This window comes from Pedococcus sp. P2_E4 (assembly GCF_056403935.1).
This window is the reverse complement of the sequence record NZ_JBFUEO010000029.1, coordinates 20853-42491: the sequence shown is the minus strand read 5'-3', so window position 1 is coordinate 42491 and position 21639 is coordinate 20853. Positions and strand designations below refer to the sequence as shown.

At 72.0% G+C, this 21639-nt stretch carries 24 protein-coding genes; 6 read left to right on the top strand and 18 right to left on the bottom strand.

The features are described 5' to 3' along the window. Positions 1 to 260 precede the first annotated feature (260 nt). From AC1DV7_RS13580 to AC1DV7_RS13545, 8 genes are all read right to left on the bottom strand, one after another. A complete protein-coding gene (locus AC1DV7_RS13580) occupies positions 261 to 1019 on the bottom strand; it encodes a VOC family protein (RefSeq protein WP_477597665.1) in 759 nt (252 codons plus the stop codon). Next, positions 1016 to 2395, bottom strand: a complete 1380-nt coding sequence (locus AC1DV7_RS13575; protein ID WP_477597664.1) for a M20/M25/M40 family metallo-hydrolase — start codon at positions 2393 to 2395, stop codon at positions 1016 to 1018. The genes AC1DV7_RS13580 and AC1DV7_RS13575 overlap by 4 nt, the downstream gene beginning before the upstream one ends. After that, positions 2392 to 3114 (bottom strand): esterase family protein, encoded by a 723-nt coding sequence (locus AC1DV7_RS13570; protein WP_477597663.1) that lies wholly within the window; start codon positions 3112 to 3114, stop codon positions 2392 to 2394. Before AC1DV7_RS13570 ends, AC1DV7_RS13575 begins: the two co-directional genes overlap by 4 nt. A gap of 52 nt (positions 3115 to 3166) precedes the next feature. Continuing rightward, entirely contained in the window at positions 3167 to 4315 is a 1149-nt protein-coding gene (locus tag AC1DV7_RS13565; protein WP_477597662.1) for an alpha/beta hydrolase-fold protein, read from the bottom strand. Between the two features lie 60 nt (positions 4316 to 4375). Next, positions 4376 to 5359 carry a type 1 glutamine amidotransferase family protein gene (locus AC1DV7_RS13560; RefSeq protein ID WP_477597661.1) on the bottom strand — a complete coding sequence of 328 codons (984 nt, stop codon included), beginning with the start codon at positions 5357 to 5359 and terminating at the stop codon, positions 4376 to 4378. Positions 5360 to 5374: 15 nt separating this feature from the next. Beyond that, the gene (locus tag AC1DV7_RS13555; RefSeq protein WP_477597660.1) at positions 5375 to 6598 is read right to left on the bottom strand and encodes an ATP-grasp domain-containing protein; all 1224 of its coding nucleotides are present in this window, start codon (positions 6596 to 6598) and stop codon (positions 5375 to 5377) included. A 48-nt stretch (positions 6599 to 6646) separates the two neighbouring features. Beyond that, positions 6647 to 7651, bottom strand: a complete 1005-nt coding sequence (locus AC1DV7_RS13550; protein ID WP_477597659.1) for an o-succinylbenzoate synthase — start codon at positions 7649 to 7651, stop codon at positions 6647 to 6649. 64 nt (positions 7652 to 7715) lie between these two features. After that, on the bottom strand, positions 7716 to 8273 hold the full coding sequence (locus AC1DV7_RS13545; RefSeq protein WP_477597658.1) for a CHRD domain-containing protein: 558 nt from the start codon (positions 8271 to 8273) through the stop codon (positions 7716 to 7718). Positions 8274 to 8502: 229 nt separating this feature from the next. On the opposite strand from AC1DV7_RS13545, the gene AC1DV7_RS13540 reads away from it, so the two are divergent. Both AC1DV7_RS13540 and AC1DV7_RS13535 read left to right on the top strand, forming a co-directional pair. Next, positions 8503 to 8985, top strand: coding sequence for a glutathione peroxidase (locus AC1DV7_RS13540; protein ID WP_477597657.1), 483 nt, complete (start codon positions 8503 to 8505; stop codon positions 8983 to 8985). A 24-nt stretch (positions 8986 to 9009) separates the two neighbouring features. Beyond that, complete coding sequence (locus AC1DV7_RS13535; RefSeq protein WP_477597656.1) at positions 9010 to 9948, top strand: 1,4-dihydroxy-2-naphthoyl-CoA synthase; 939 nt, start codon at positions 9010 to 9012, stop codon at positions 9946 to 9948. Positions 9949 to 9981: 33 nt separating this feature from the next. Here the strand turns inward: AC1DV7_RS13535 and AC1DV7_RS13530 are convergent, their stop codons facing one another. Further along, entirely contained in the window at positions 9982 to 10434 is a 453-nt protein-coding gene (locus AC1DV7_RS13530) for a hemerythrin domain-containing protein (RefSeq protein ID WP_477597655.1), read from the bottom strand. A gap of 71 nt (positions 10435 to 10505) precedes the next feature. On the opposite strand from AC1DV7_RS13530, the gene menE reads away from it, so the two are divergent. The 3 genes from menE (at position 10506) to AC1DV7_RS13515 (ending at position 12907) form a co-directional block, all read left to right on the top strand. After that, a complete protein-coding gene (menE, locus tag AC1DV7_RS13525; RefSeq protein WP_477597654.1) occupies positions 10506 to 11696 on the top strand; it encodes an o-succinylbenzoate--CoA ligase in 1191 nt (396 codons plus the stop codon). Further along, positions 11693 to 11956 (top strand): PLDc N-terminal domain-containing protein, encoded by a 264-nt coding sequence (locus AC1DV7_RS13520; protein WP_477597653.1) that lies wholly within the window; start codon positions 11693 to 11695, stop codon positions 11954 to 11956. The genes menE and AC1DV7_RS13520 overlap by 4 nt, the downstream gene beginning before the upstream one ends. 63 nt (positions 11957 to 12019) lie before the next feature. Next, entirely contained in the window at positions 12020 to 12907 is an 888-nt protein-coding gene (locus AC1DV7_RS13515) for a 1,4-dihydroxy-2-naphthoate polyprenyltransferase (protein ID WP_477597652.1), read from the top strand. 111 nt (positions 12908 to 13018) lie between these two features. Here AC1DV7_RS13515 and AC1DV7_RS13510 read toward each other — a convergent pair whose 3' ends face one another. From AC1DV7_RS13510 to AC1DV7_RS13475, 8 genes are all read right to left on the bottom strand, one after another. Beyond that, a complete protein-coding gene (locus tag AC1DV7_RS13510; RefSeq protein ID WP_477597651.1) occupies positions 13019 to 13300 on the bottom strand; it encodes a DUF4229 domain-containing protein in 282 nt (93 codons plus the stop codon). A 12-nt stretch (positions 13301 to 13312) separates the two neighbouring features. After that, a complete protein-coding gene (gene ccsB / locus AC1DV7_RS13505; protein ID WP_477597650.1) occupies positions 13313 to 14287 on the bottom strand; it encodes a c-type cytochrome biogenesis protein CcsB in 975 nt (324 codons plus the stop codon). Continuing rightward, a complete protein-coding gene (gene resB / locus AC1DV7_RS13500) occupies positions 14284 to 15855 on the bottom strand; it encodes a cytochrome c biogenesis protein ResB (RefSeq protein WP_477597649.1) in 1572 nt (523 codons plus the stop codon). Before resB ends, ccsB begins: the two co-directional genes overlap by 4 nt. Position 15856: 1 nt before the next feature. After that, positions 15857 to 16651: a cytochrome c biogenesis CcdA family protein gene (locus tag AC1DV7_RS13495; RefSeq protein ID WP_477597648.1), complete on the bottom strand. Its 795-nt coding sequence runs from the start codon at positions 16649 to 16651 to the stop codon at positions 15857 to 15859. 9 nt (positions 16652 to 16660) lie between these two features. Further along, positions 16661 to 17263, bottom strand: coding sequence for a TlpA family protein disulfide reductase (locus AC1DV7_RS13490; protein WP_477597647.1), 603 nt, complete (start codon positions 17261 to 17263; stop codon positions 16661 to 16663). Next, a complete protein-coding gene (locus AC1DV7_RS13485; protein WP_477597646.1) occupies positions 17260 to 17907 on the bottom strand; it encodes a histidine phosphatase family protein in 648 nt (215 codons plus the stop codon). The genes AC1DV7_RS13490 and AC1DV7_RS13485 overlap by 4 nt, the downstream gene beginning before the upstream one ends. Beyond that, the gene (gene hemL / locus AC1DV7_RS13480) at positions 17904 to 19250 is read right to left on the bottom strand and encodes a glutamate-1-semialdehyde 2,1-aminomutase (RefSeq protein ID WP_477597645.1); all 1347 of its coding nucleotides are present in this window, start codon (positions 19248 to 19250) and stop codon (positions 17904 to 17906) included. The genes AC1DV7_RS13485 and hemL overlap by 4 nt, the downstream gene beginning before the upstream one ends. Before the next feature lie 124 nt (positions 19251 to 19374). Continuing rightward, positions 19375 to 19911: a MarR family winged helix-turn-helix transcriptional regulator gene (locus tag AC1DV7_RS13475; RefSeq protein WP_477597644.1), complete on the bottom strand. Its 537-nt coding sequence runs from the start codon at positions 19909 to 19911 to the stop codon at positions 19375 to 19377. 121 nt (positions 19912 to 20032) lie between these two features. Here AC1DV7_RS13475 and AC1DV7_RS13470 point away from each other — a divergent pair, with 121 nt between their 5' ends. Further along, complete coding sequence (locus tag AC1DV7_RS13470) at positions 20033 to 20566, top strand: YceI family protein (RefSeq protein ID WP_477597643.1); 534 nt, start codon at positions 20033 to 20035, stop codon at positions 20564 to 20566. A gap of 79 nt (positions 20567 to 20645) precedes the next feature. On the opposite strand, the gene hemB is transcribed toward AC1DV7_RS13470, so the two are convergent. Continuing rightward, positions 20646 to 21638, bottom strand: coding sequence for a porphobilinogen synthase (hemB, locus tag AC1DV7_RS13465; protein WP_477597642.1), 993 nt, complete (start codon positions 21636 to 21638; stop codon positions 20646 to 20648). Position 21639 lies beyond the last annotated feature (1 nt).

The window sequence follows — 21639 nt, the reverse complement described above, 5'->3', positions numbered from 1 at the left end:
GCGGAAGGCCTCGGCCGCCGCCGACTCCCACGTCACCGACCGGGCCGACGAGACCGTGCGCGCCGCGGACCGCAGCCGCTCAGCCGCGTCCCGCACCCCGGTCGCCAGCCGCCGGAGGTGCTCTCCCTGCCCCGTCATGCCTCCACGTTGCCGTCCGCAGGGCCTGCCACCCACCCGTCAGGCCGTCCCTGTGGACGCCCGGCACGGCCCAGCCGCGCTGTGGACGCGGCCGGCGCGTGACCTGCCCATCGCGCGCTCGCTCAGCCGGGCAGACCGGTCGCGGGGTCGCGGTCGGTGAGGCAGTAGCGCCGACCACCCGGGGCCACGAGCACGGTCCACCGCGACTCGACCCGCTCGACCGTGGCTCCGAGGGTCGTGTGCCGCTGCGTCTCGGCCTCGCGGTCGAGGCAGGCGAGGTCGACGTGCGCCCGGACGTCACCGGTGGGTTCGAGGAGCCGCTGCACCAGCAACCGCACCGGTATGCCGTCCGGCCGGGTGAGGCTCGTGAAGCCCGGCACGCTCCCCCGCCGCAGCTCCCACCCGGTGAGGGCCGACCAGAAGGCGAGCTCGTCGTCATACCGGGACGCGGGGACGTCCAGGCACACCTGGTCGAGCAGGCTCTGCGCCCCCGCGCGGACCTGGCCGGCGGCGGTCTCGTCCGGGTGCCAGCGGGTGAGGCAGAAGACGAAGCCACCGGGCGAGCGGCACACCACCACCCCCAGTACCCCGTCGTCGTCGGGCACCTCGGCGAGGACCTGCGCCCCGAGCCCACGCGCCTGGTCGCGGGCGTCCTCGAGCGGGCCCTCGACGTCGAGGTCGACGTGCACCCCACCCGGGCCCCCGACGCGCTGCACCTTGACCCACGGGTCGCCCTGCGGGGGCAGGAGGGTCGCGAACTCCTGCCGCTCACCCCGCCACGGAGAGAGGGTCGTCGCGGTCACCGAGCGCCAGTACCCGACAGCCTGCTCGAAGCCGTCCTCGGGGAGGTCGAGGAAGGCCCAGACCCAGCGGATCCTCACCGCAACCCACCGAGGTCGGCGAGGAACAGGGCCTGCGCCAGCGCCGTGCGGCGCAGCTCGTCCGGGTCGACGCTCTCGTTCGGCGCGTGGATGTGCGAGGCCGGCTCCTCGACACCCAGCAGCATGATCTCGGCCTCGGGGACGAGCTCGGCCAGGGCCGTGGCCAAGGGGATCGACCCGCCCTGCCCGGTGGTCACCGGCTCCCGACCGAAGGCCGTGCGCATCGCGCGTTCCATGGCGGCGTATGCCGGCCCGTCCGCGCGCGCRCGGAAGCCGTGTCCCAGCGAGACCGGCTTGAGCTCGACGTGGGCACCGAACGGGGTGTGGGCCCGCAGGTGGGCGATGAGCAGGTCCTGCGCGGCCTGGGGGTCGGTGTCGGCCGGCACCCGCAGGTTGACGACGGCGCGGGCCTCGCCCTGCGCGGCAGCGGTCACCTGGGAGATCGGCGGGCAGTCGATGGCCAGCACCGTGGCCGCTGGGCGAGCCCACAGCAGGTCCCCGATCGAGCCGGTGCCGGTCAGCGGCTCGACGCCGTCGAGCAGTGCGGCGTCGTCACGGAAACGCGCACCGTCGAAGGCCGCGCCCTCCCACACGCCGTCATGGGCCAACCCGTCGATCGTCGTCTCGCCGGTCTCGTCGCGCAGGCTGGCCAGCGCGGTCAGCAGCGCCTGGAGGGCGTCGGGCGCAGCGCCGCCGTACATGCCCGAGTGCGCGGCGTGAGCCATCGTGCGCACGGTCATCAGCACGCTTCCGGTGCCGCGCAGGGACGTGGTCAACGTGGGCAGTCCGGCCTCGACGTTGCCGGTGTCGGCCAGCAGCAGCGCATCGCACCGGACGAGGTCGGGCCGCGCCCGGGCGAGGGCCTCCATGCCCCCGCTCGACTGCTCCTCGGAGCCCTCGCAGACCACCGCGACCTCGACGGGCCACGAACCCGCGACCTCCCGCAGTGCGCGCAGCGCCAGGAGCGTCGCGACCAGGTTGCCCTTGCAGTCTGCGGAACCCCTTGCGTACCAACGGCCGTCGCGTTCGGTCAGGACCCAGGGGTCGGACCCCCACGCCGCGAGGTCGCCGACCGGCACCACGTCGTAGTGCGAGTACAGCAGGACCGTCGGCGCCCCCTCCGGACCCGGGGTGCGCCCCACGACGGCGACGGAACCGTCTGGGGTCTCGTGCCCCTCGACACCGTCGACCCCGGCCTCGGTGAACAGCTCGCCGACGAGCTGCGCTGCGGCCCGGCACTCGCTCGCGGGCTCGATCGCGGGGTTGGCGACCGAGCGGAGCGTGACGAGGCGTTCGAGGTCGGCGCGGGAACGCGGCATACCGGCGTCGACGGCCGCCGCGAGCCGTTCGGTGAGGGACGGGGAAGGATCCGTCACGGCACCAGGTCGTCGAGGTAGAGCGGCAGCATCTCCCACCAGGTCGGCCAGTCGTGGTCGTAGCGGTCGCCCCAGTCGTCGACCCGGTTGGGAACGCCCTTGCGGCCCAACGCGTCGGCGGCCGCCCACGACTCGCCGACGTCCTCCCACCGGCCGCTGCCCGAGGCGAGGATGACCCGCCGACGCCGCAGCATGTCGAGCGCAGGCCCCTCGAGCCCCGGCAGGAACTGCAGCGGCGAGGCGAAGTACCAGTCCTCGGTGGTGTCGCCGCCCATGAACTTCTCGACGTGGTACGTCCCGCTCATGCACACCGCTGCCGAGAACAGGTGGGGGTAGCGACAGATCATCGCGTACGAGTTGAACGCGCCGATCGAGGCGCCGGCCACCACGACCGACTGCGGCGAGCTGTCGGCGTGGATCGCGGGGACGACCTCCTCCGCGATGGCCTGGTGGTACTGGTTGAACAGCCACATCCGGTGGGCGGGCGAGCCCTCGTCGCGCTGGAGTGCCTGCCCGGCCGCACTGTCGCAGGAGTAGACCTTGATGCGGCCTGCTTCGATCATCGGCGCGAGGGTGCCGACGAGCCGGTGCCGCTCGACCTCCTCGGCGTCACCGCCGGCCGTGGGGAACAGCAGGACCGGGACGCCGTAGTGGCCCCAGCGGACCAGGGAGATGTCCCGTCCCATGCGGTCGGAACGCCAGCGTTCGGTGACCTTCACGACTGCCTCCTGCGAGCTCGTACTGCGCGGCTGGTGCCCATCCTTGCGCTCCTCACTCGTACACGAACTTCTGCGGCCCCGGGAACAGCCACGACAACCCGTCGCGCAGGCGGTCGCGCCAGTCCTCCCAGTTGTGCCCGTCACGGGCCTCGACGTACTTCACCGTCATCCCCGCCCCACGCAGGACCGGCACCATGGCGCGGTTCGGGGCGATCAGGGGCTCGTAGATGCCGCAGCTCATGAAGACCCGCTCGACCGGTGCCGTCGGCTTGGCGCGGTAGCGGTTGACGAACTTGACGACGGGGTCGAACGCCGGGCCACCGCCGTGGTCGGTGCCGATGTCGGTGAACACCAGCGACGCCGACTGCAGGAACAGCGACCCGAACACGCCCGGGTAGCGCACGGCCGTGGACAGCGAGGCGATGCCGCCGAAGCTGGACCCCATGAGGCAGCGGGCCTGCGGGTCGTCGATGAGCGGCAGTCGCTCGGCCAGGGTCGGCAGCAGCTCGCGCGCGATGAAGCGTGCGTGCGGCGCGTGGTTGGGGTACTCGCGCAGCCGGTCGCGCGGCGGGACGAAGGCGACCACGAGGGGCGCCACGTCGAGCCGGTGGATGAGGTTGTCGAGCACCGTCTTCATCGCGGCGTAGTCGAGGTAGTCCGTGCCGTCGTGCACCACGAGCAGCGGGTAGCGCAGCGCGGCGTTGTAGCGCGCCGGGAGGTAGAGCTTGACCGGCTGCTCGCGACGCAGCGCCTTGGAGCGGATGGTGTCCTCGACGATCTCGCCGGGCCGGGCCTCAGGGTCGTGGTGCACCCACTCCGGCACGTCGTAGCCCTTGGCGGCGCAGACCGAGCTCGATCCCATCGGCGAGTGCGCGACCCGCGGGTTGAGCGGGTCGTTGAAGGTCTCGTAGTGGTCGCCACGGCGGGTCTCGAGCTGGTACTCCACACGCGACCCCGTCGGCAGCACCGTCGTCGCGGCCCACAGGTCCGTGTCGGGCAGACGCTTCATGGGCAGCGGGTCGGGCAGGCCGACGACCCGGTGCCGCACCCGCACCTCGTCGGCCTCGCCACGGAACAGGAAGGTCGCCCGCTCGCCCTCGATGATGGGAGCGCCGTGCCGGGCGATGAACCGGTCGATGGTGGCCCCGTCGACGGGCAGGCGTTCGCGCAGGCGGTTGAGCGCCAGCCGTCCCTCGCTCATGCGGGTACCTCACTCATGCGAGTACCTCACCCATGCGAGCCCCACCCAGGCGAGCTCCACTCATGCGAGCACCTCGCTCATCTCGTGGATCGCCCCGTCGATGCCGAGGATCCTTGCGCCAGAGGGCAGCTCGCCGCTGCTCCCGAACTCCAGCGCCGTGCCGTCGTCGAGCAGGAGACAGTGCTGGTCGGTGAACCTGCGAGCCATCACGGCGCACCGGTCGCGGTCGTCGAGCCGCAGCCTGCGACGGGCGTGCGGGAGCGCCACCACCCCCCGCACCCGGCCCAGCCCCCGGTCGAACACCTCGGCCTCCTGCGCCCCCTCGGGACCGAAGTCGTGGAACAGCACGACCCGCTCGGTCAGGGCCATGGCGCCGGCCGACCAGGCGATCACGGGCAGGTCGTCCGGGATGCGGATCGCGAACAGCCGCAGGGCCCGCAGCAGGGTGCCGACGTGCCCGCCGGTCACCACGAGCGCGGCAGACTCCGCCAGCAGGGCCCCGAGCTCACCTCGGTGCCAGCCGATGACCCCGCTCGCCTCGATCGGCGAGGCCCCGTCGAGGTCGGCGTACAACGCCTTGAGCTGCCCGGCATACCAGGCATCGACGTGGCGGACGACCTCGATGGCGTCGCCCAGCGCGCCGTAGGCCGAGGCGTCACCCCGCGCGAGCGCCTCACCGCGGACTCCGGCCTCGCTCCGGACGCTCGCCTCGGCGTCACGCGTGCGCCGCTGCACCGCGTAGACCCCGTCCATGGCGTTCTGCAGGCGCAGGCGGTAGAGCGACAGCAGCGCGTCGTGGCGGTCGCGGAAGGTCAGCGCGGCCGAGGCGAAGGCCGGGTCCTTGTCGATGACGTCGAACGTCCGGTGGTAGAGCCGCAGGTGCCGCGTGTTGCCGCCGAGGACGGTGTCGAGCTCGTCGACGTCGTCCTCTCGCTCCTCCCAGCCGGCGTTGATGGTCGCGACCGGGCCGTCGACGCCGAGCGAGCGCAGGGCGGTGCCAGCAGTCGTCATGAACCGTTGAGGTCCGAGGAAGATGGTGCGCATCAAGGGTTTTCGCAACTACCCGGCATACACGTGGATGGTCTGGCCCACGTCGTCCAGCATGCTGCGCAGGGTGTCGTAGTCGGGGTGCCGCATGCGGACGTACGCATTGGCCATGTAGCCCGCCTCGACCGCCTGGGTGTGGTGACCCTCCGGCGGGAAGTGGCCGTCGATGATCCACTGGCCGTAGCGCGCCTGGATCTCGTCGATGCCGGAGTACCCCTTGATCTGGCCGTTCGCGTCGGGGCGCAGCGCCACGATGCCGGCGGAGTACGGGCGCCGCATGGGGTTCTCGGGCACGCCGTGCGTGATGACGTGGGCCCACTCCCGGTAGACGTCGACGTCGTTGCTCGCGGAGTAGAGATCCCAGCACCCGACGCCGGGCGGTCGGCAGCCGATCTCGGAGAACTTCAGCCCCTTGGGCCCGTGGAACCACTCCATGTGCGTCGCGCTGGTGCGGATCCCGAGGGCCTCGATGACGCGGGCGCCCATCGCCGAGACCTCGGCATAGAACGACGAGTCGGCCATCCGGTTGGTCGTGATGAACATCGGTGAGATCCACCGGTGCCGCATCGCCTCGAGGACGTTGGGGTAGTAGTGCGTGGTCCAGTCGTGGACGACGTGGCCGTCCTTGGCGATCGTGTCGTAGAAGCCCTCGTGGCCCTCGACGAACTCCTCGATGGCGATGGACGACGCGCCGTGGGACCCGAACTCGGTCAGGGCGTGCGACAGCTCGGCGTCGTTGTCGACGCGCGAGGTGTCCTTGGCGCCGGCGCCGTCGCGCGGCTTGAGGATGAGCGGGTAGCCCACCGTCTCGGCGAACTCCCACGCCTCGTGCGCGTGGTCGACGGCAGCGGACGCGGCCGTCGGCACACCGACCTCGCGCAGGGCCTGCTTCATCGACGGCTTGTCGCGGCAGAGCCACGTGGTCCGCACCGACGTGCCCGGGATGCCGGTCGCCTCGCGCACCTGCGCCGCGACCATCGTGTGCGCCTCCACCGTGGCCTCGAGCCCGTCGACCCAGACCTTGGACTGGATGAACCGGACCGCGTCGACCATGGCCCGCAGGTCGGTGACGGACCCGACCTTGTAGTACCCGGTCATCGCACCGCGGAGCTCGTCGTCGAGTGCGTACTCGTCGGACTCCCCGATCCCGATGACGTTCGCACCGACCGAGGCCAGGGCCAGGGCGAAACGGCGTTGGTTCGCGGGGAACCCCGGCTCGACGAAGACGATGTTCACGCCACCGACTCTAGCCACGTGTCGCAGGGGTGGCCCAGTGGAGGACGCTCAGGAGCTCGCTGACCAGCAGTCCCGCACCCGCTGCTCCCACCACCGCACGCGCTCGGCTGGCGCCGCCCAGCGGTCGAGCAGCTCCCGGTCGGCCGGGGTGGCCCCCGCTGGCCCGACGGGCAGGACCCCGCCACTGGGGAGCAGCGGGACCCGGGCCACGTCGCCGCCGAGCAGTGCCACGGTCCCCAGGCCGCACGCGTGCCGCAGCTCGGGCAGCGCCCCGGCGAGGGCGACGCCGGCCGCCATCCCCACCGAGGTGTCGAGCGCCGACGAGACCACCGCGGGCAGACCGCACTCGGCCACCAGGTCCAGCGCGCGACGGACACCGCCCAGCGGCGCCACCTTGACGACGACGAGGTCCGCGGCCTCCAGCCGTGCGACCAGCAGGGGGTCCTCGGCCTTGCGGATCGACTCGTCGGCGGCGACGAGGACGTCGGTGCCCGCGCGGGCGAGCGCGAGCCGCAGGTCGCGCAGCTCGGTCACCGTCGCGCACGGCTGCTCGGCATACTCCAGCCGGTATGCCGCGAGGCGGGTCAGCGCGTCCGTCGCCTCCCGGACGTCCCAGCCGCCGTTCGCGTCCACCCGGATGTGGCCGTCCGGACCCATCGCCTCGCGCACCGCGGCCACGCGCGACAGGTCGTCCCGCAGCGACTGGCCGCGCTCGGCGACCTTGACCTTGGCAGTGGTCGCGCCCTCGAACCGCGCGAGCACGTCGGGCACCTGCTCGGCCCGAACGGCCGGGACGGTCGCATTGACCGGTACGACGTCGCGCACCGGCGCCGGCCACCCGACATACGCCGCCTCCACCGCTGCCGCGAGCCACCGGGATGCCTCCATGGATCCGTACTCGAGGAACGGCGAGAACTCCCCCCAGCCCACCGGCCCCTCGAACAGCGCGGCCTCACGGACCTCGACCCCGCGGAACCGGACCCGCATCGGGATCGCGACGACCCGCATCCCGGCGAGCAGCTCGGCGAGCGGCGGCAGGTCAGGCACGGTCATGGCCCCCATCCCACCAGACGCGCCCGGACCGTCGGCTGCGGCCCGGGCGCGCGTGGTCGAATGGTCAGTGACCGTGCGAGGGGAGCTGGCCGCGCACCTCGCCTCCGGGGAACTTGCTGCTGTGCACGTTGACGTACGTCTTGTCGGCCCGGATCGCCGCGAGCAGCTCGGCGAACTCTCCGGGCGCGATGCCCTGCGCCGTCGGGCCGACCACGCTCGCCGCGGTCAGGGTGCCGCTGACCTCGCCGGGGTTGTCCGCAGGACAGGCCGGCGTGCCGGCGGGGCCGTTGCCGAGGTTGCTGCACAGGAACGCGCTGATCCCGCCGGCCTCCGTGCGGGAGCCGAAGTGGATGTGGGACTGGAGGACGGAGCCCTCGAGGTCGGCGTAGCGGACCGTGTAGGCGATCGTGCCGGCGGCCGGGTCGACCCGCAGGCGGACGGAGCCGCTCGCGGCGGTGGAGACGGCCAGGACCTCCTGGTAGCCGCCCAGCCGTTTGGTGATGGTGAAGGCCCTGTCGTCACTGCCGTTGTCGGCCGTGGCGACGCTGCCGGCGACCACGGCGCCGACCGCACCGAGGGCAAGGACCGAGGCTGCGGCGCCCCAGCGGTTCAACGCATTCATCAGTGCTCCTCCTGATCGTCCTGGGGGACGGAGATGCCCCTTGGGTGCTACGGGTCGGCGAGTCGATCGGTTCACCGCTTGGCGAGTCGACCGGGGTGCGTCGCGGGACCTGGCCCCAATCCGCAGGCGGCTCGGCAGCGAACTACCCTCGGTGTGTGCGGGGCGGTCCCCCGCGCCCACGACCGATACGCCGACCCGCTCGGCGTCCCCCGCCCGCAGGAGCGCCCCCATGCCCACCTTGTCCGACTTCACCGCGACCACCCTCGAGGGCCAGGAGCAGCCCCTCTCGGCGTATGCCGGCCGGGTCGCCCTCGTGGTCAACACCGCCAGCGAGTGCGGCTTCACGCCCCAGTTCGAGGGCCTCGAGCTGCTCTTCGACAAGTACGCCGACCAGGGCCTGGTCGTCCTCGGCTTCCCGTGCAACCAGTTCGGCGGCCAGGAGCCTGGCGACGAGGCGCAGATCGGCGCGTTCTGCCAGCGCAACTACGGCGTCACCTTCCCGATGTTCGCCAAGGTCGACGTCAACGGCGACGACGCGCACCCGCTGTTCGACTGGCTCAAGTCCGAGAAGGGCGGCCTGTTGGGCTCCAAGATCAAGTGGAACTTCACCAAGTTCCTCGTCGGCCGCGACGGCCAGGTCATCCAGCGGTACGGCTCGAGGATCGCGCCCGAGGACATCGCCGGCGACATCGAGGCCGCCCTCAGCGCGTAGCCGGGCGCGGCTAGGCTCGCGCAGGTGAGCGCACTCCCCTTCGTCAGCGAGACCTTCGACCCCGAGGCGTGGGACGAGGTCGATGGCTTCGAGTTCACCGACATCACCTACCACCGGGCCAAGGGCCTGGGTGCGGTGCGGATCGCGTTCGACCGGCCCGAGGTGCTCAACGCGTTCCGGCCGCACACGGTCGACGAGCTGCACCAGGCGCTCGACCACGCGCGACGCACGCCGGACGTCGGGGTCGTGCTGCTCACCGGCAACGGACCGGGGCCCGACGGCACCGGAAGCGCCGGCAAGTGGGCCTTCTGTTCCGGCGGCGACCAGCGGATCCGCGGGCGCTCGGGCTACCAGTACGCCTCGGGCGACACCGCCGAGACCGTCGACGAGCGCCGGGTCAAGGCCGAGGGCGGACGGCTGCACATCCTCGAGGTGCAGCGGCTGATCCGCACGATGCCCAAGGTCGTCATCGCCGTCGTCAACGGGTGGGCCGCCGGGGGTGGGCACTCGCTGCACGTCGTGTGCGACCTGACCATGGCCAGCCGCGAGCACGCCCGGTTCAAGCAGACCGACGCCGACGTGGGCTCGTTCGACGGCGGTTACGGCTCGGCCTACCTCGCCAAGATGGTCGGCCAGAAGTTCGCCCGCGAGATCTTCTTCCTCGGCCGCACCTACACCGGCGAGGACATGCAGCGGATGGGCGCCGTCAACCTCGTGTCCGACCACGCCGATCTCGAGGCCGACGCGCTGCAGGTCGCGCGCGAGATCATGGGCAAGAGCCCGCAGGCCCAGCGGATGCTCAAGTTCGCCTTCAACCTGCTCGACGACGGCCTCATGGGCCAGCAGGTGTTCGCAGGTGAGGCGACCCGGTTGGCGTACATGACCGACGAGGCCGTCGAGGGACGCGACCAGTTCCTCGAGAAGCGCGACCCCGACTGGTCGCCCTTCCCCTGGTACTTCTGACCGGCCGCCCTGCCCTCTTTCCGGGTCTCCGCGTCAGCCAGAGCCGCCCAGGTCGACGTCGTACGCCTCGTAGACCAGGTCTGCGCCCTTCTGCCGGTGCCGGACCAGCTGTCCCATGAGGGTCGTGAGCTCCTCGCGGAACACCGGAAGGTCGGCCGTGGTCCCGCCGTGCTCGAGCACTGCCAGGTAGGCGTCGATGTCCTCGCGGTAGCGCTTGTGCTCGCGGGTGAGCCGCGCCACCTGCCCCCCGAGCCTCGGGTCGCCCCGACTGACGCTGTCGTAGATGCCGCCCGGACCCTCGGTCAGCTCGATGTGGGTGCGGAAGTCGTGCGCCAGCTCGGCCAGCGCCGCCCGCACCCGCTCGCGCCAGGCGCCGCCTCGGGCGATGGGTGACGCGAGGGCCTCGTCGACCGCCGCGACCGAGTCGCGCAGCTCGGCCCGGTGGGCGCGCACGCGCTCGATGTATGCCGCGAAGTCCGGTTCCATGGCGCCTCCCCTGCCATGGTCCCGCCCGTGCCACCGCCCGTCCACCGGTGACGCGCGACTAGCCTGACCGCGTGACCTCCCTGCGGCCGCTGGCCATCGCGCCCGGTCCCGCGGCGGTGGAGTCGCTGCCGCAGCTGCGCCTTGCCCTTGACGGCGAGCTCGCGGTCCTCCCGTATGCCGTGGGCAGCCCGCCGCCGCCCGTGCCGGCGGGTGCCGTGCCCGACGCCGGCACCGCCTTGGTCGTCGGCACCTCGGGGTCCACCGGCGAGCCCAAGCTGGCCATGCTCCCCGCGAGCGCACTGGCCGCGAGTGCCGCCGCCACCCACGAGCGGCTCGGCGGGCCGGGCCGGTGGCTGCTGGCGATGCCCCCGCACCACATCGCCGGGGTCCAGGTGCTGCTGCGCTGCCTCGCGGCCGGCACCGACCCGGCCTTCGTCGACCTGAGCACCGGGTTCACGAGCGCTGCCTTCACGGCAGCGACCACCGCGATGCCCCGCGACGACGCCCGCCGGTACACCTCCGTGGTGCCGACCCAGCTGGTCCGCCTGCTCGCCGACCCCGAGGGGGCCCGGGCGCTCAGCGGGTTCGACGCGGTGCTGGTCGGTGGGGCGGCGACCACCCCCGCGCTGCGCCGGCGCGCCCTCGCCCTGGGAGTCCGCCTGGTCGCCACGTACGGCATGAGCGAGACCAGCGGTGGCTGCGTCTACGACGGGGTTCCGTTGTCCCCCAGCGCCATCCGCGCCGACTCCGAGGGTCGGCTGCACCTCGGCGGCGCCACGCTGGCCACCGGGTACCTCGGTCGCCCCCAGCTGACCCACGAGACCTTCTCGCGGGACGCGCAGGGACGGGCCTGGTTCCGGACGGACGACACCGGCCACCAGGACGAGTCCGGTCGCTGGCACGTCGACGGCCGCCTCGACGACCTCATCGGCACCGGCGGGCTCAAGGTCGCCCCGCGGCTGGTCGAGGAGGCGCTCACCGCCCTGCCCGACATCGAGGAGGCCGTCGTCGTCGGCACGCCCGACGACGAGTGGGGCCAGGTGGTCAGCGCTGCCGTCACCCGCAGGCGAGGGGCCGGGGAGCGGGCCACGCCGCCCACGGTGGGGGCCCTTCGGGACGCGCTGCGCGGCATACTGCCCGACCACGCCCTGCCGCGCRGGGTGGTGGTCGTCGACGAGCTCCCCCTGCGCGGGCCGGGCAAGCCCGACCGGGCAGCGGTGCGTGATCTGTTCGCCGAGGGCCATGACACGATGGGTGCATGATCCGGCTGCTGCCCTGGCTGCTCACGATCGCGCTCACGGTCTATGCGGTGGTCGACTGCATCCAGACCGACGACGCGCGGGTGCGCAACCTGCCCAAGCTGCTGTGGATGCTGCTGATCCTGCTGTTCCCCCTCGTCGGTTCGATCGCGTGGTTCATCGCCGGACGGCCCCAGCGGCCCCGGGCCCAGGGTGGTCCAACTCACCCACCGCGTCCCCCGCGTGGCCCCGACGACGACCCCGACTTCCTCCGTAGGCTCTGACCGACGCGTCGCCGCGTCCCGTCCAGACCGCAGTCCGACCCAGCAGAGCGAGACACCACCCGTATGGCCACCCTCCCGCAGTGGATCGCCGGCGCACGCCCGCGCACCCTCCCTGCCGCCGTCGCACCCGTCATCGTGGGAACCGCGGCGGCCGCACCGCTCGAGCGGGTCGACCTCGGGCTCGCGCTGCTGGCGCTGCTGGTGTCGGTGGCGCTGCAGGTCGGGGTCAACTACGCCAACGACTACTCCGACGGCATCCGTGGCACCGACGGGCAGCGGGTGGGGCCGGTCCGCCTGGTGGGGCAGCACCTCGCGAACCCCGACAACGTCAAGCTGATGGCCTTCGCCTTCTTCGGGTTCGCGGCCCTCGTGGGTCTGGCGCTCGTGGCCCTGAGCGAGGCCTGGGTGATGATCCCGCTCGGGGCGCTGGCGGTGCTGGCGGCGTGGAAGTACACCGGGGGCGACAACCCCTACGGCTACCGGGGGCTGGGCGAGGTCTACGTCTTCCTGTTCTTCGGGTTGATGGCCACCCTCGGCACGCTCTACACGCAGGCCAAGGAGCTCACCGGGGTCGGGCTGGCCGGGGCCGTCGGGGTGGGCGCCATCGCGTCGGCCATCCTCGTGGTCAACAACCTGCGCGACATCCCCACCGACCGCGAGAGCGGCAAGCTGACCCTGGCGGTCCGCCTCGGCGACACCCGAACGCGCTGGTTCTACGTGCTGCTGGTGCTCGTCGCGGTCGTCATGGTCGTCGTCATCGCCCTCCAGCACCCCGTCGCGCTCGTGGCGCTGCTCTCGCTCGGCCTGCTGTGGAAGCCGCTGCAGACCCTGCGCGCCGGCGCCACCGGTCGCGACCTGGTGCCGGTGCTGGCCGCCACCGGCCTGTTCGAGATCGCGTACGCCGTGCTGTTGGCTGCCGGGATCGTGGCCAGCCACGCCCTCGCCACCTGACCCGGCCCCATCCCGCCAACCCCTGCTAGCAGAAGTTGGCTCAATCCGGACAGGGTGCAGCCTGTCCGGATTGCACTAAGCCCTGCTAGCAGAGGTTAGGGAAATGCCGGGTCAGCGGTAGTCGGAGCGCTCGTCCTCGGCGTCCTCGAGGGCCTCGTCGGACTCGCCGCTGCGGGCCTGCTTGGCGGCCGCGCGGCGCTCGACGGCCTCGGCGAGCCGACGGGTCGACTCGACGCGGAACCGCGCCAGCACGAAGTAGGACAGCACCATCGAGATCAGGGCGCTGAGGACCAGCAGCATCATCTGCTCGTCCCGGTCACGCAGCCCGAGCAGCCACAACAGCGACAGGACACCGAAGAAGATCAGCAGGCGCAGCAGCGAGTAGCGCAGCATGGGGGTCGAGCCTCACAGTCCCGAGTAGGAGTGCTGGCCGACGAAGAACACGTTGACGATCGTGAAGTTCACGATGATGCACGCGTAGCCGGCGAGCGAGATGTAGCTCGCGGTCTGGCGGCTGATGCCGCTGGTCGCCCGCGAGTGGAGGTAGGCGGCGTAGACCACCCAGATCACGAAGGTCCACACCTCCTTGGGGTCCCAGTTCCAGTAGGACGCCCAGGCCTGACGGGCCCAGATGGCCCCGGCGATGAGGGTGAAGGTCCACAGGGGGAACGCCACGATGTGCAGCCCGTAGGCCGTGCGCTCGATCGAGGTCGTCTCGGGGAACCGGTCGAGCACGCTGCTGCGACCCGAGCGCGCGAAGGCGTCCTTGACGAGGTAGATGCCCGTCGCGGCAGCCGCGATCGTGAAGACGGCGGTGGCGATCACGGCCACCGTCACGTGGATGATGAGCCAGTAGCTCTTCAGCGACGGCATCAGCTCGGCGGCCTCGGTGTACCAGACCGCGACGGCCATGCCGAGGACGAGCAGCACGGGCCCGGTGATGAACAGCCCGAGCCAGCGCAGGTCACGCCGGCTGGACCAGAAGCAGTAGGCCAGCACCGTGAACATCGACAGCATGACGGCGAACTCGAACATGTTGCCCAGCGGCCACCGCTGCACCGAGAGGCCTCGCAGCGCCACGGAGACGACCAGGAGGAACCCGCCCAGCCACGTGGTGGTGGCCGCGATGCCGGCGGCCTTGCGTGCGCGCAGCGGCACGTCGGTGTCGGTATGCCGCGTGGCCGGCTCCCCCGGCACGTCAGCACCCGCGCCACCGGCGGCCCCGGCGGCCACGAGCTCGTGCTCGCGGCTGCCGGCGCGGTCCCGGGCCGGGAGGAGCCCGGCCAGGTAGATGGCGTGGCAGACCATGGCGATCGTGAAGACCGCCATCGCGGAGTACAGGCTCACGTTCGCGTAGCCGGCCAGCGTCTCGTTCGTCATCGTGTGCGGTCCGTTCCCTCGGATGGTCGTGCGGCCACGGCAGCCGCGACCCGGTCGACCACTGCCTGGAGTCCGTCGTCGTCGCCCTTGGCGAGGCCACCGACCGACACCACGGTACGACCCGCCTCGTCCGCAGGGGAAACCCGGACGAAGACCCGCCGCCGGCGGATGACGAGCGAGGCGATCAGCCCGGTGAGGGCCGCGAGTGCCGCAGCGAGGGTGATGAAGCGGCCCGGGTCGTTGCGGATGGACAGCCCCGCGAAGCGGTCGACGCGGTCGAACGTGATGGAGCCCCGCCCGTCGGGCAGGTCGAACGTCTGGCCGGGCTGGAGCCAGATGCGCAGTGGCTGGCCGTTGGCCTGGGTCACCTGGGTCATGTCGGAGGTGTCGAGCGTGTAGACCGACTGCGGACGCCCACCCGGGAACAGGTCGCCCTCGTAGAGCGTGAGGGCGAGCGCGGGGTTGCGGGCGTCCGGGAAGATCGAGCTGGGCCCGGTCTCCTTGTCGATGATGGCCGTCGGCAGGAACAGCCCGGAGAAGCCGTACTGCTCGGGCTGGGCGCCCGTGACCTTGATGGCGCCGACCGACTTGTAGTTGTTGTCCTGCGCGAGGAACGGCACCGCGCCGCTGAACACGGTGTCGCCGCCGCCGTCCTTGACCGTGACGACCGGGGCGTAGCCGTTGCCGAGGAGGAACACGCCGGCGCCGTCCATCTCGAGCGGGTGGTTGACCTTGATGGTGTCCTCGACCGAGGTGGCACCCGGCGACGGCGTCGTGGTCACGTGGGCGGTGAAGTCACGCGGCTGGCCGAACTGCCCGCGTCCGGTCACGGTGTCCTCGAACGTCGCGTCGAGGCGGTCGACGGTGAGGGCGAACGGCGACAACGTCGAGGGGTCGACCCACGGTCCCGGGGCGAAGGTGTCGTACCGCGACAGGGTGTTCGCGAAGGTCTGCCCGACGGGGACGATCACGTCGCCCTTCCACCCGAAGAGGTGGCCGATGGCGACGCCGACGATGACGCCGATCAGGGCGAGGTGGAAGACGAGGTTGCCGGTCTCCTTGAGGTAGCCGCTCTCGGCGCTGAGCGAGTCGTCGGTGTGGCCGTGGACACGGAACCGCCTGCCACGCAACACCTCCCGGCTCGCCCTCAGCACCTCCGCAGTGGATCCGGACACCTCGACGGTGGCGTGCGCGCTCAGTCGCTCGAGCCGTGCGGGAGCCCGAGGCGGCGTCGCGCGCATCGCCCGCCAGTGCACCGCGCTGCGCGGCAGCACACAGCCGACGAGCGAGACGAACAGCAGCAGGTAGACGGCAGCGAACCACGGGGAGGCATAGACCTCGAAGAACCCGAACCGGTCGAGCCACGGCCCGAGCGAGGGGTGCTGGGCGATGTAGTCGGCCGTTCGGGCGGCGTCGATGCTGCGCTGGGGCCAGATCGACCCCGGCAGGGCGCCGATGGCGAGCAGCAGCAACAGGAAGAGGGCCGTGCGCATGCTGGTCAGCTGGCGCCACATCCAGCGCAGCCACCCCAGCACCCCGAGCCGTGGCTGGGTGATCTCGTCGCTCATGTCAGACCACCGTCACGAATCCGTTGACCAGCGCGGTCTGCAGGTAGCGGGTCCAGCTCTCCCAGACCCCGGTCACCAGCATGGCGCCGATGAGCAGCAACAGGGCGCCGCCGAACAGCTGGATGCCGCGCTGTCGCCGGCGCAGCCAGGCGGACACCGCCCCGAAGCGCTCGAACCCTGCCGCGATCAGCAGGAAGGGCACCCCGAGGCCGAGCGAGTAGGCGACCGCCAGGATGACTCCGCGCGTCACCGCCGACTCGTCGGAGGTGGCCGTCGCAAGGATCGTGACCGCGCCCAGCGTGGGGCCCGTGCAGGGCGCCCAGCCGAGCCCGAAGACCGCGCCGAGCACGGGGGCGCCGGCCAGACCGGACGCGGGCCGCCAGTGCACCTTGAGCTCGCGCTGCGACCCGGCCCTCGCGCCGACGCCGAGGAACACCAGCGCCATGAGGATCACGAGCACCCCGCCGACCCGCATCAGGACTCCCTTGTGGCGGACCAGCGTTGCTCCGGCGCCGGCCAGGAAGGCCGTGGTGAGGATGAAGACGACCGTGAAGCCGAGGACGAACAACAGGGCGCCCAGCACCATCCGGTGCCGACGACGCTGCTCGAGCGACTCGGCGGACAGCCCCGTGACGTACCCGAGGAAACCCGGCACGAGCGGCAGCACGCACGGCGAGGCGAACGAGACCAGCCCCGCGAGCAGGGCGACGGCGAGCGCGACCGGCAGCGCACCACTGGTCACCGTGTCGGTGACGTCAGCAGGCAGCGCCGTCAGGGTCGGGAGCAGTGCGGTCACGTGGCGGGATCAGCCCTTGGCCAGCACGTCGTCGACCAGCCCGGTGAGCGTGGGGGCGCTGACCTGGCCGTTGACCCGGGCCGCGATGCGCCCGGTCTTGTCGAGCACGAGCGTCGTGGGGGGCGCGGAGACCTTGCCCTGCAGCGACAGGATCAGGACCCCTGACTCGTCGCTCAGCGACGGGAAGGTGAGCCCGTGCTTCCTGGCGGTGGCGATGCCCGACGCGGGGTTGTCGCGGGTGTTGATGCCCATGAACTGGACGGGCTTGGCGGCCTTGGAGAACGTCTGCCACGTCTGCTCGAGCGCCGGGGCCTCGGCCTGGCATGGCGCGCACCACGACGCCCAGACGTTGAGCACGACGACCTGCCCGGCCGCGTCCTTGACCGTCCACTCCTTGCCGTCGAGCGTCGTGCCCGACAGCCCGACGGCAGCCTTGCGGTCGCCCGTCGGGATCTGCTCGATGGCGCCGTCGCCGGAGATGTAGCCCTTGCGGCTCCCGTCCTTGGCCTGCGCCGCGATGGAGTTCGAGTCCTGGCTGCACGCCGACAGGCCCACCACGAGCACCGGCGCGGCGAGCAGCGCGAGCGCCCGCGGCATACGGGGCAGGCTCATCCGGTGCCCCCGTGGGACTGGGCGATCAGCGAGGCTGCCGGCTCGGAGTAGGTCACGGACTCGAGCTCGTCACCGAGGTAGGTGAGCGTCGTCAGCGAGGCCAGGCGGCACTCGCGCTTGCGCGGGTCGTGCCACAGGCGCTTGCCCATGAGGGCGTTGCGCGCGGTCCAGATCGGCAGCTGGTGCGACACGATGACCGCTTCGTGGCCCCGCGCGGCGGCGCGCGTGTCATCGATGACGGCCAGCATGCGGCGTGCGATCTGGGCGTAGGGCTCGCCCCACGAGGGGGTGAGTGGGTTGGTGAGCTTGCTCCAGTTGCGTGGCGCGAGGAAGTCACGCGGCTTCATGCCGGCGACGCGGGTGCCCTCGAAGGAGTTGCCCGCCTCGATCACGCGGTCGTCCGTGGTGATCGGTATGCCGTGTGCCTCGGCGACCGGGGTCGCCGTCTCCTGGGCGCGTTGCAGGGAGGAGGCGACGACGACCGTCACGTCGTGGTCGGCGAGGTGGTCGGCAACGGTGCGGGCCATCTCGTGACCGAGGTCGGAGAGGTGGTAGCCGTCGAGGCGTCCGTAGAGCACACCCTCGGGGTTGTGCACCTCGCCGTGGCGCAGCAGGTGCACGACGGTGCGTTCGGGGGCGGTCACGAGTCGATTGTCGCAAACGCCTCGGCGGCGGCCGACGCCGCGGCAGGGATCGCGGCGAGGACGCGCTCGACCGCGGTGTCGTCGTGGGCCCCGCTCACGAACCAGGACTCGAACGCGCTCGGCGGCAGGTAGACACCCTGGCTCAGCATGGAGTGGAAGAAGCGCGCGAACGCCGGGACGTGCTGGGCCCTGGCGTCGTCGTAGTCGCGGACCTCGCCGTCGCGGAAGAAGACGCTGAACATGCTCCCGGCCCGCTGGATGACGTGGGGCACACCGAGGCGGCCGAGCTGCTCGTCCAGACCGCCGGTGATCGCGTCGGCCACCGCCCCGAGCCGGGCGTAGAGCTCAGGCGTGCACTGGTGCAGCGTGGCCAGTCCCGCAGCGGTGGCGACCGGGTTCCCGGACAGCGTCCCAGCCTGGTACACCGGACCGACTGGGGCCAGCAGGGCCATCACGTCGGCGCGGCCACCGAAGGCCGCGGCGGGGAAGCCGCCACCCATCACCTTGCCGAAGGTGAACAGGTCGGGCGCCCCCGCGGCATACGGGCCCTCGAGGCCGAACCACCCGGCCTCGCTGCACCGGAAACCGGTCATGACCTCGTCGGTGATGAGCAGTGCCCCGTGCGCCGAGGTGATGCGACGCAGGCCCTCGGTGAAGCCCGGCGCAGGCGGGACGACGCCCATGTTGCCCGGCGACGCCTCGGTGATGACGGCAGCGATCTCGGAGCCACGCTGGGCGAAGGCGGCCTCGACCGCGTCGAGGTCGTTGTAGGGCAGCACGATGGTCTCGGCGGCCATCTCCTTGGGCACCCCGGCCGAGTCGGGCAGCGCGAAGGTCGCGACACCCGAGCCGGCCTGAGCCAGGAGGGAGTCGACGTGCCCGTGGTAGCAGCCCGCGAACTTCACGACCAGCGAGCGCCCGGTGTAGCCCCGGGCCAGCCGGATCGCGCTCATGGTCGCCTCGGTGCCGCTGGACACCAGCCGGACCTGCTCGACCGGCTCGACCCGCCGGACGATCTCCTCACCGAGGGCCACCTCGTTCTCGCTCGGCGTGCCGAACGAGAACCCCCGGGACACCGCGGTCTCGACCGCTTCGCGGACCGCCGGGTGCCCGTGGCCGAGGATCATCGGCCCCCACGAGCAGACCAGGTCGACGTACTCGCGGCCGTCGGCGTCGGTGAGGTAGGGACCGTCACCGCGGACCATGAACCGGGGGGTGCCGCCGACCGCGCGGAAGGCGCGCACCGGCGAGTTGACCCCGCCGGGGGTCACGGCGAGCGCTCGGTCGAGCAACGCCTGGGACGCCGGGGCGTCGAAGGGGTGGGCGGGGGGCTGGACCGTCATACCCGCATCCTCCCAGCCGCACCTGAGAGCCTCTGCGCGGGGCAGTGGGCGGTCGGGCGGCACGCCACGGCCGAGCCGGGCCGCAGGGACGCAGGGCCCGCGGGTCGGCGGGTCGGCGGGTCGGTCAGCCGGTGGCGCTGTCGACGAGGGCGTCCTGCTCCTCGGCCTCGGCGACCACGGCCGGGTGGTCGCCGCCCTCGGGGGCGAGGGCCGCGCGGATCGCGTCCATCGCGACCCCCAGCGCCTGGAACATCTCGGGGGTGACCGGGTCGAGGACGGCCCGGCGGACGCTCTCGATGTGGACCCGGGCCATGTCCTGGACTGCCTGGTAGCCGCGCGGGGTGAGCACGAGCTCGACGCCGCGCTTGTCCTCGAGGCAGGCCTCGCGGACGACCCAGCCGCGCTTCTCGAGCCGGGAGGCGGTGTGGGTCAGGCGGCTGCGGGACTGGACCACGAGGTCGGCCAGGCTCGACATCCGCAGGCGCCGCCCGGGCGACTCCGAGAGCATCGAGATGATCTCGTACTCGGTGAGCTGCACCCCGTGCGACTGCAGGTCGCGGTCGAGCGCCTCCTCGATGAGACGGCTGCCCCGCAGGTAGGCACGCCAGGCGCGCTGCTCGTCGTCGCTGAGCCAGCGGGGCTCGGCGGAAGTGCTCCTCATGGGTGAAGTATGACACCTGAGACGTTAGTTGAAATATAAACGAGCCCTGCTATGTTGAGGCAGATGACCCGGTCGGGCCCCCAGCCCGACACCCAGCACCCGTCTCACACAGGAGCAGCTCATGGCAAGCATCAACGACATCCCCGCCGGCACCTGGACGGTCGACGCCTCGCACAGCGAGATCGGCTTCGTCGCCCGCCACCTCATGGTCACCAAGGTCCGCGGCCAGTTCAAGGAGTTCGAGGGCACGGTCAAGGTCGGCGACGACATCACCGACTCGCAGGTCACCGCCGTCGCCAAGATCGACTCTGTCGACACCGGCTCCGCCGACCGCGACGCCCACCTCAAGTCCGGCGACTTCTTCGACGCCGAGGCCAACCCGACCATGAGCTTCACGTCCACCGAGGTCACCCCGGACTCGCTCACGGGCGACCTGACCATCAAGGGCGTCACCAAGCCGGTGACCTTCGACCTGGACTTCACCGGTCTGGCCACGGACCCGTGGGGCAACGAGAAGGCCGGCTTCGAGGCCTCCGCTGAGATCAACCGCAAGGACTGGGGCCTGGAGTGGAACGTCGCCCTCGAGGGTGGCGGCGTGCTGGTGTCCGAGAAGGTCAAGCTCAACCTGGACATCCAGCTGACCAAGGCTGCCTGACCAGGCACCACGACCACCGGGCCCGCCATCGGGCTCCACAGACTGACGACGGGCCGGTTCGGGGGAACCGGCCCGTTCGTCATGCCCGGAGCAGGCGGGCCGCCTCGAGCGCGTGGTACGTGAGGATGATCTGCGCCCCGGCGCGACGGATGTTCAACAGCGACTCCATCACGGCCCGCTCGCGGTCGATCCACCCGTTCGCCGCGGCCGCCTCGATCATGGAGTACTCCCCCGAGATCTGGTAGGCGGCGACGGGGACCGGCGACATCGCCGCTGCCGCGGCCACGATGTCGAGGTGCGGCGTCGCCGGCTTGACCATGACGATGTCGGCGCCCTCGGCGATGTCGAGCTCGAGCTCGCGGATCGCCTCCGTCGCGTTGGCGGGGTCCTGCTGGTATGCCGCGCGGTCGCCCTGGAGGGACGACTGCACCGCCTCGCGGAACGGGCCGTACAGGCCCGAGGTGTACTTGGCGGAGTAGGCGAGGATCACGGTGTCGGTGAACCCCTCGGCGTCGAGGGCCGCGCGGACGTGGCCGACCTGGCCGTCCATCATCCCCGAGAGGCCCAGCACGTGGGCGCCGGCGCGGGCCTGCGCGAGGCCCATCGCTGCATACCGCAAGAGGGTGGCGTCGTTGTCCACCCGGCCGTCCGCGGTGAGGACCCCGCAGTGCCCGTGGTCGGTGAACTCGTCGAGGCACAGGTCGGCCATGACGACCAGCCGGTCGCCCACGGCGTCGACGACGGCCCGCAGCGCGACGTTGAGGATGCCGTCGGGGTCATCGGCCCCGGAGCCGACCGCGTCCTTGGCCGCGGGCACGCCGAACAACATGATCCCGCCGATGCCGGCGTCGGCCGCCTCGCGGGCGACCTCGACGAGCGACTCGAGGGTGTGCTGGACGACCCCGGGCATGGCCGAGATCGCGACAGGCGCGTCGATGCCCTCGCGGACGAACACGGGCAGGACCAGCTCAGCCGGGTGCAGGCGGGTCTCGGCGACCAGCCGGCGGATCGCCGGTGACTGCCGCAGCCGCCGGGGCCGGACGACCGGTCCCAACGGCGGCACGGCGGTCACG

What these genes read in the sequence shown, in the direction of transcription:
- AC1DV7_RS13565 (WP_477597662.1), bottom strand. Translation starts at nt 4,315, where the DNA reads ATGAGCGAGGGACGGCTGGCGCTCAACCGCCTGCGCGAACGCCTGCCC.
- AC1DV7_RS13560 (WP_477597661.1), bottom strand. Translation starts at nt 5,359, where the DNA reads ATGCGCACCATCTTCCTCGGACCTCAACGGTTCATGACGACTGCTGGC.
- AC1DV7_RS13550 (WP_477597659.1), bottom strand. Translation starts at nt 7,651, where the DNA reads ATGACCGTGCCTGACCTGCCGCCGCTCGCCGAGCTGCTCGCCGGGATG.
- AC1DV7_RS13545 (WP_477597658.1), bottom strand. Translation starts at nt 8,273, where the DNA reads ATGAATGCGTTGAACCGCTGGGGCGCCGCAGCCTCGGTCCTTGCCCTC.
- AC1DV7_RS13540 (WP_477597657.1), top strand. Translation starts at nt 8,503, where the DNA reads ATGCCCACCTTGTCCGACTTCACCGCGACCACCCTCGAGGGCCAGGAG.
- AC1DV7_RS13530 (WP_477597655.1), bottom strand. Translation starts at nt 10,434, where the DNA reads ATGGAACCGGACTTCGCGGCATACATCGAGCGCGTGCGCGCCCACCGG.
- AC1DV7_RS13520 (WP_477597653.1), top strand. Translation starts at nt 11,693, where the DNA reads ATGATCCGGCTGCTGCCCTGGCTGCTCACGATCGCGCTCACGGTCTAT.
- AC1DV7_RS13515 (WP_477597652.1), top strand. Translation starts at nt 12,020, where the DNA reads ATGGCCACCCTCCCGCAGTGGATCGCCGGCGCACGCCCGCGCACCCTC.
- AC1DV7_RS13510 (WP_477597651.1), bottom strand. Translation starts at nt 13,300, where the DNA reads ATGCTGCGCTACTCGCTGCTGCGCCTGCTGATCTTCTTCGGTGTCCTG.
- ccsB (WP_477597650.1), bottom strand. Translation starts at nt 14,287, where the DNA reads ATGACGAACGAGACGCTGGCCGGCTACGCGAACGTGAGCCTGTACTCC.
- resB (WP_477597649.1), bottom strand. Translation starts at nt 15,855, where the DNA reads ATGAGCGACGAGATCACCCAGCCACGGCTCGGGGTGCTGGGGTGGCTG.
- AC1DV7_RS13490 (WP_477597647.1), bottom strand. Translation starts at nt 17,263, where the DNA reads ATGAGCCTGCCCCGTATGCCGCGGGCGCTCGCGCTGCTCGCCGCGCCG.
- hemL (WP_477597645.1), bottom strand. Translation starts at nt 19,250, where the DNA reads ATGACGGTCCAGCCCCCCGCCCACCCCTTCGACGCCCCGGCGTCCCAG.
- AC1DV7_RS13475 (WP_477597644.1), bottom strand. Translation starts at nt 19,911, where the DNA reads ATGAGGAGCACTTCCGCCGAGCCCCGCTGGCTCAGCGACGACGAGCAG.
- AC1DV7_RS13470 (WP_477597643.1), top strand. Translation starts at nt 20,033, where the DNA reads ATGGCAAGCATCAACGACATCCCCGCCGGCACCTGGACGGTCGACGCC.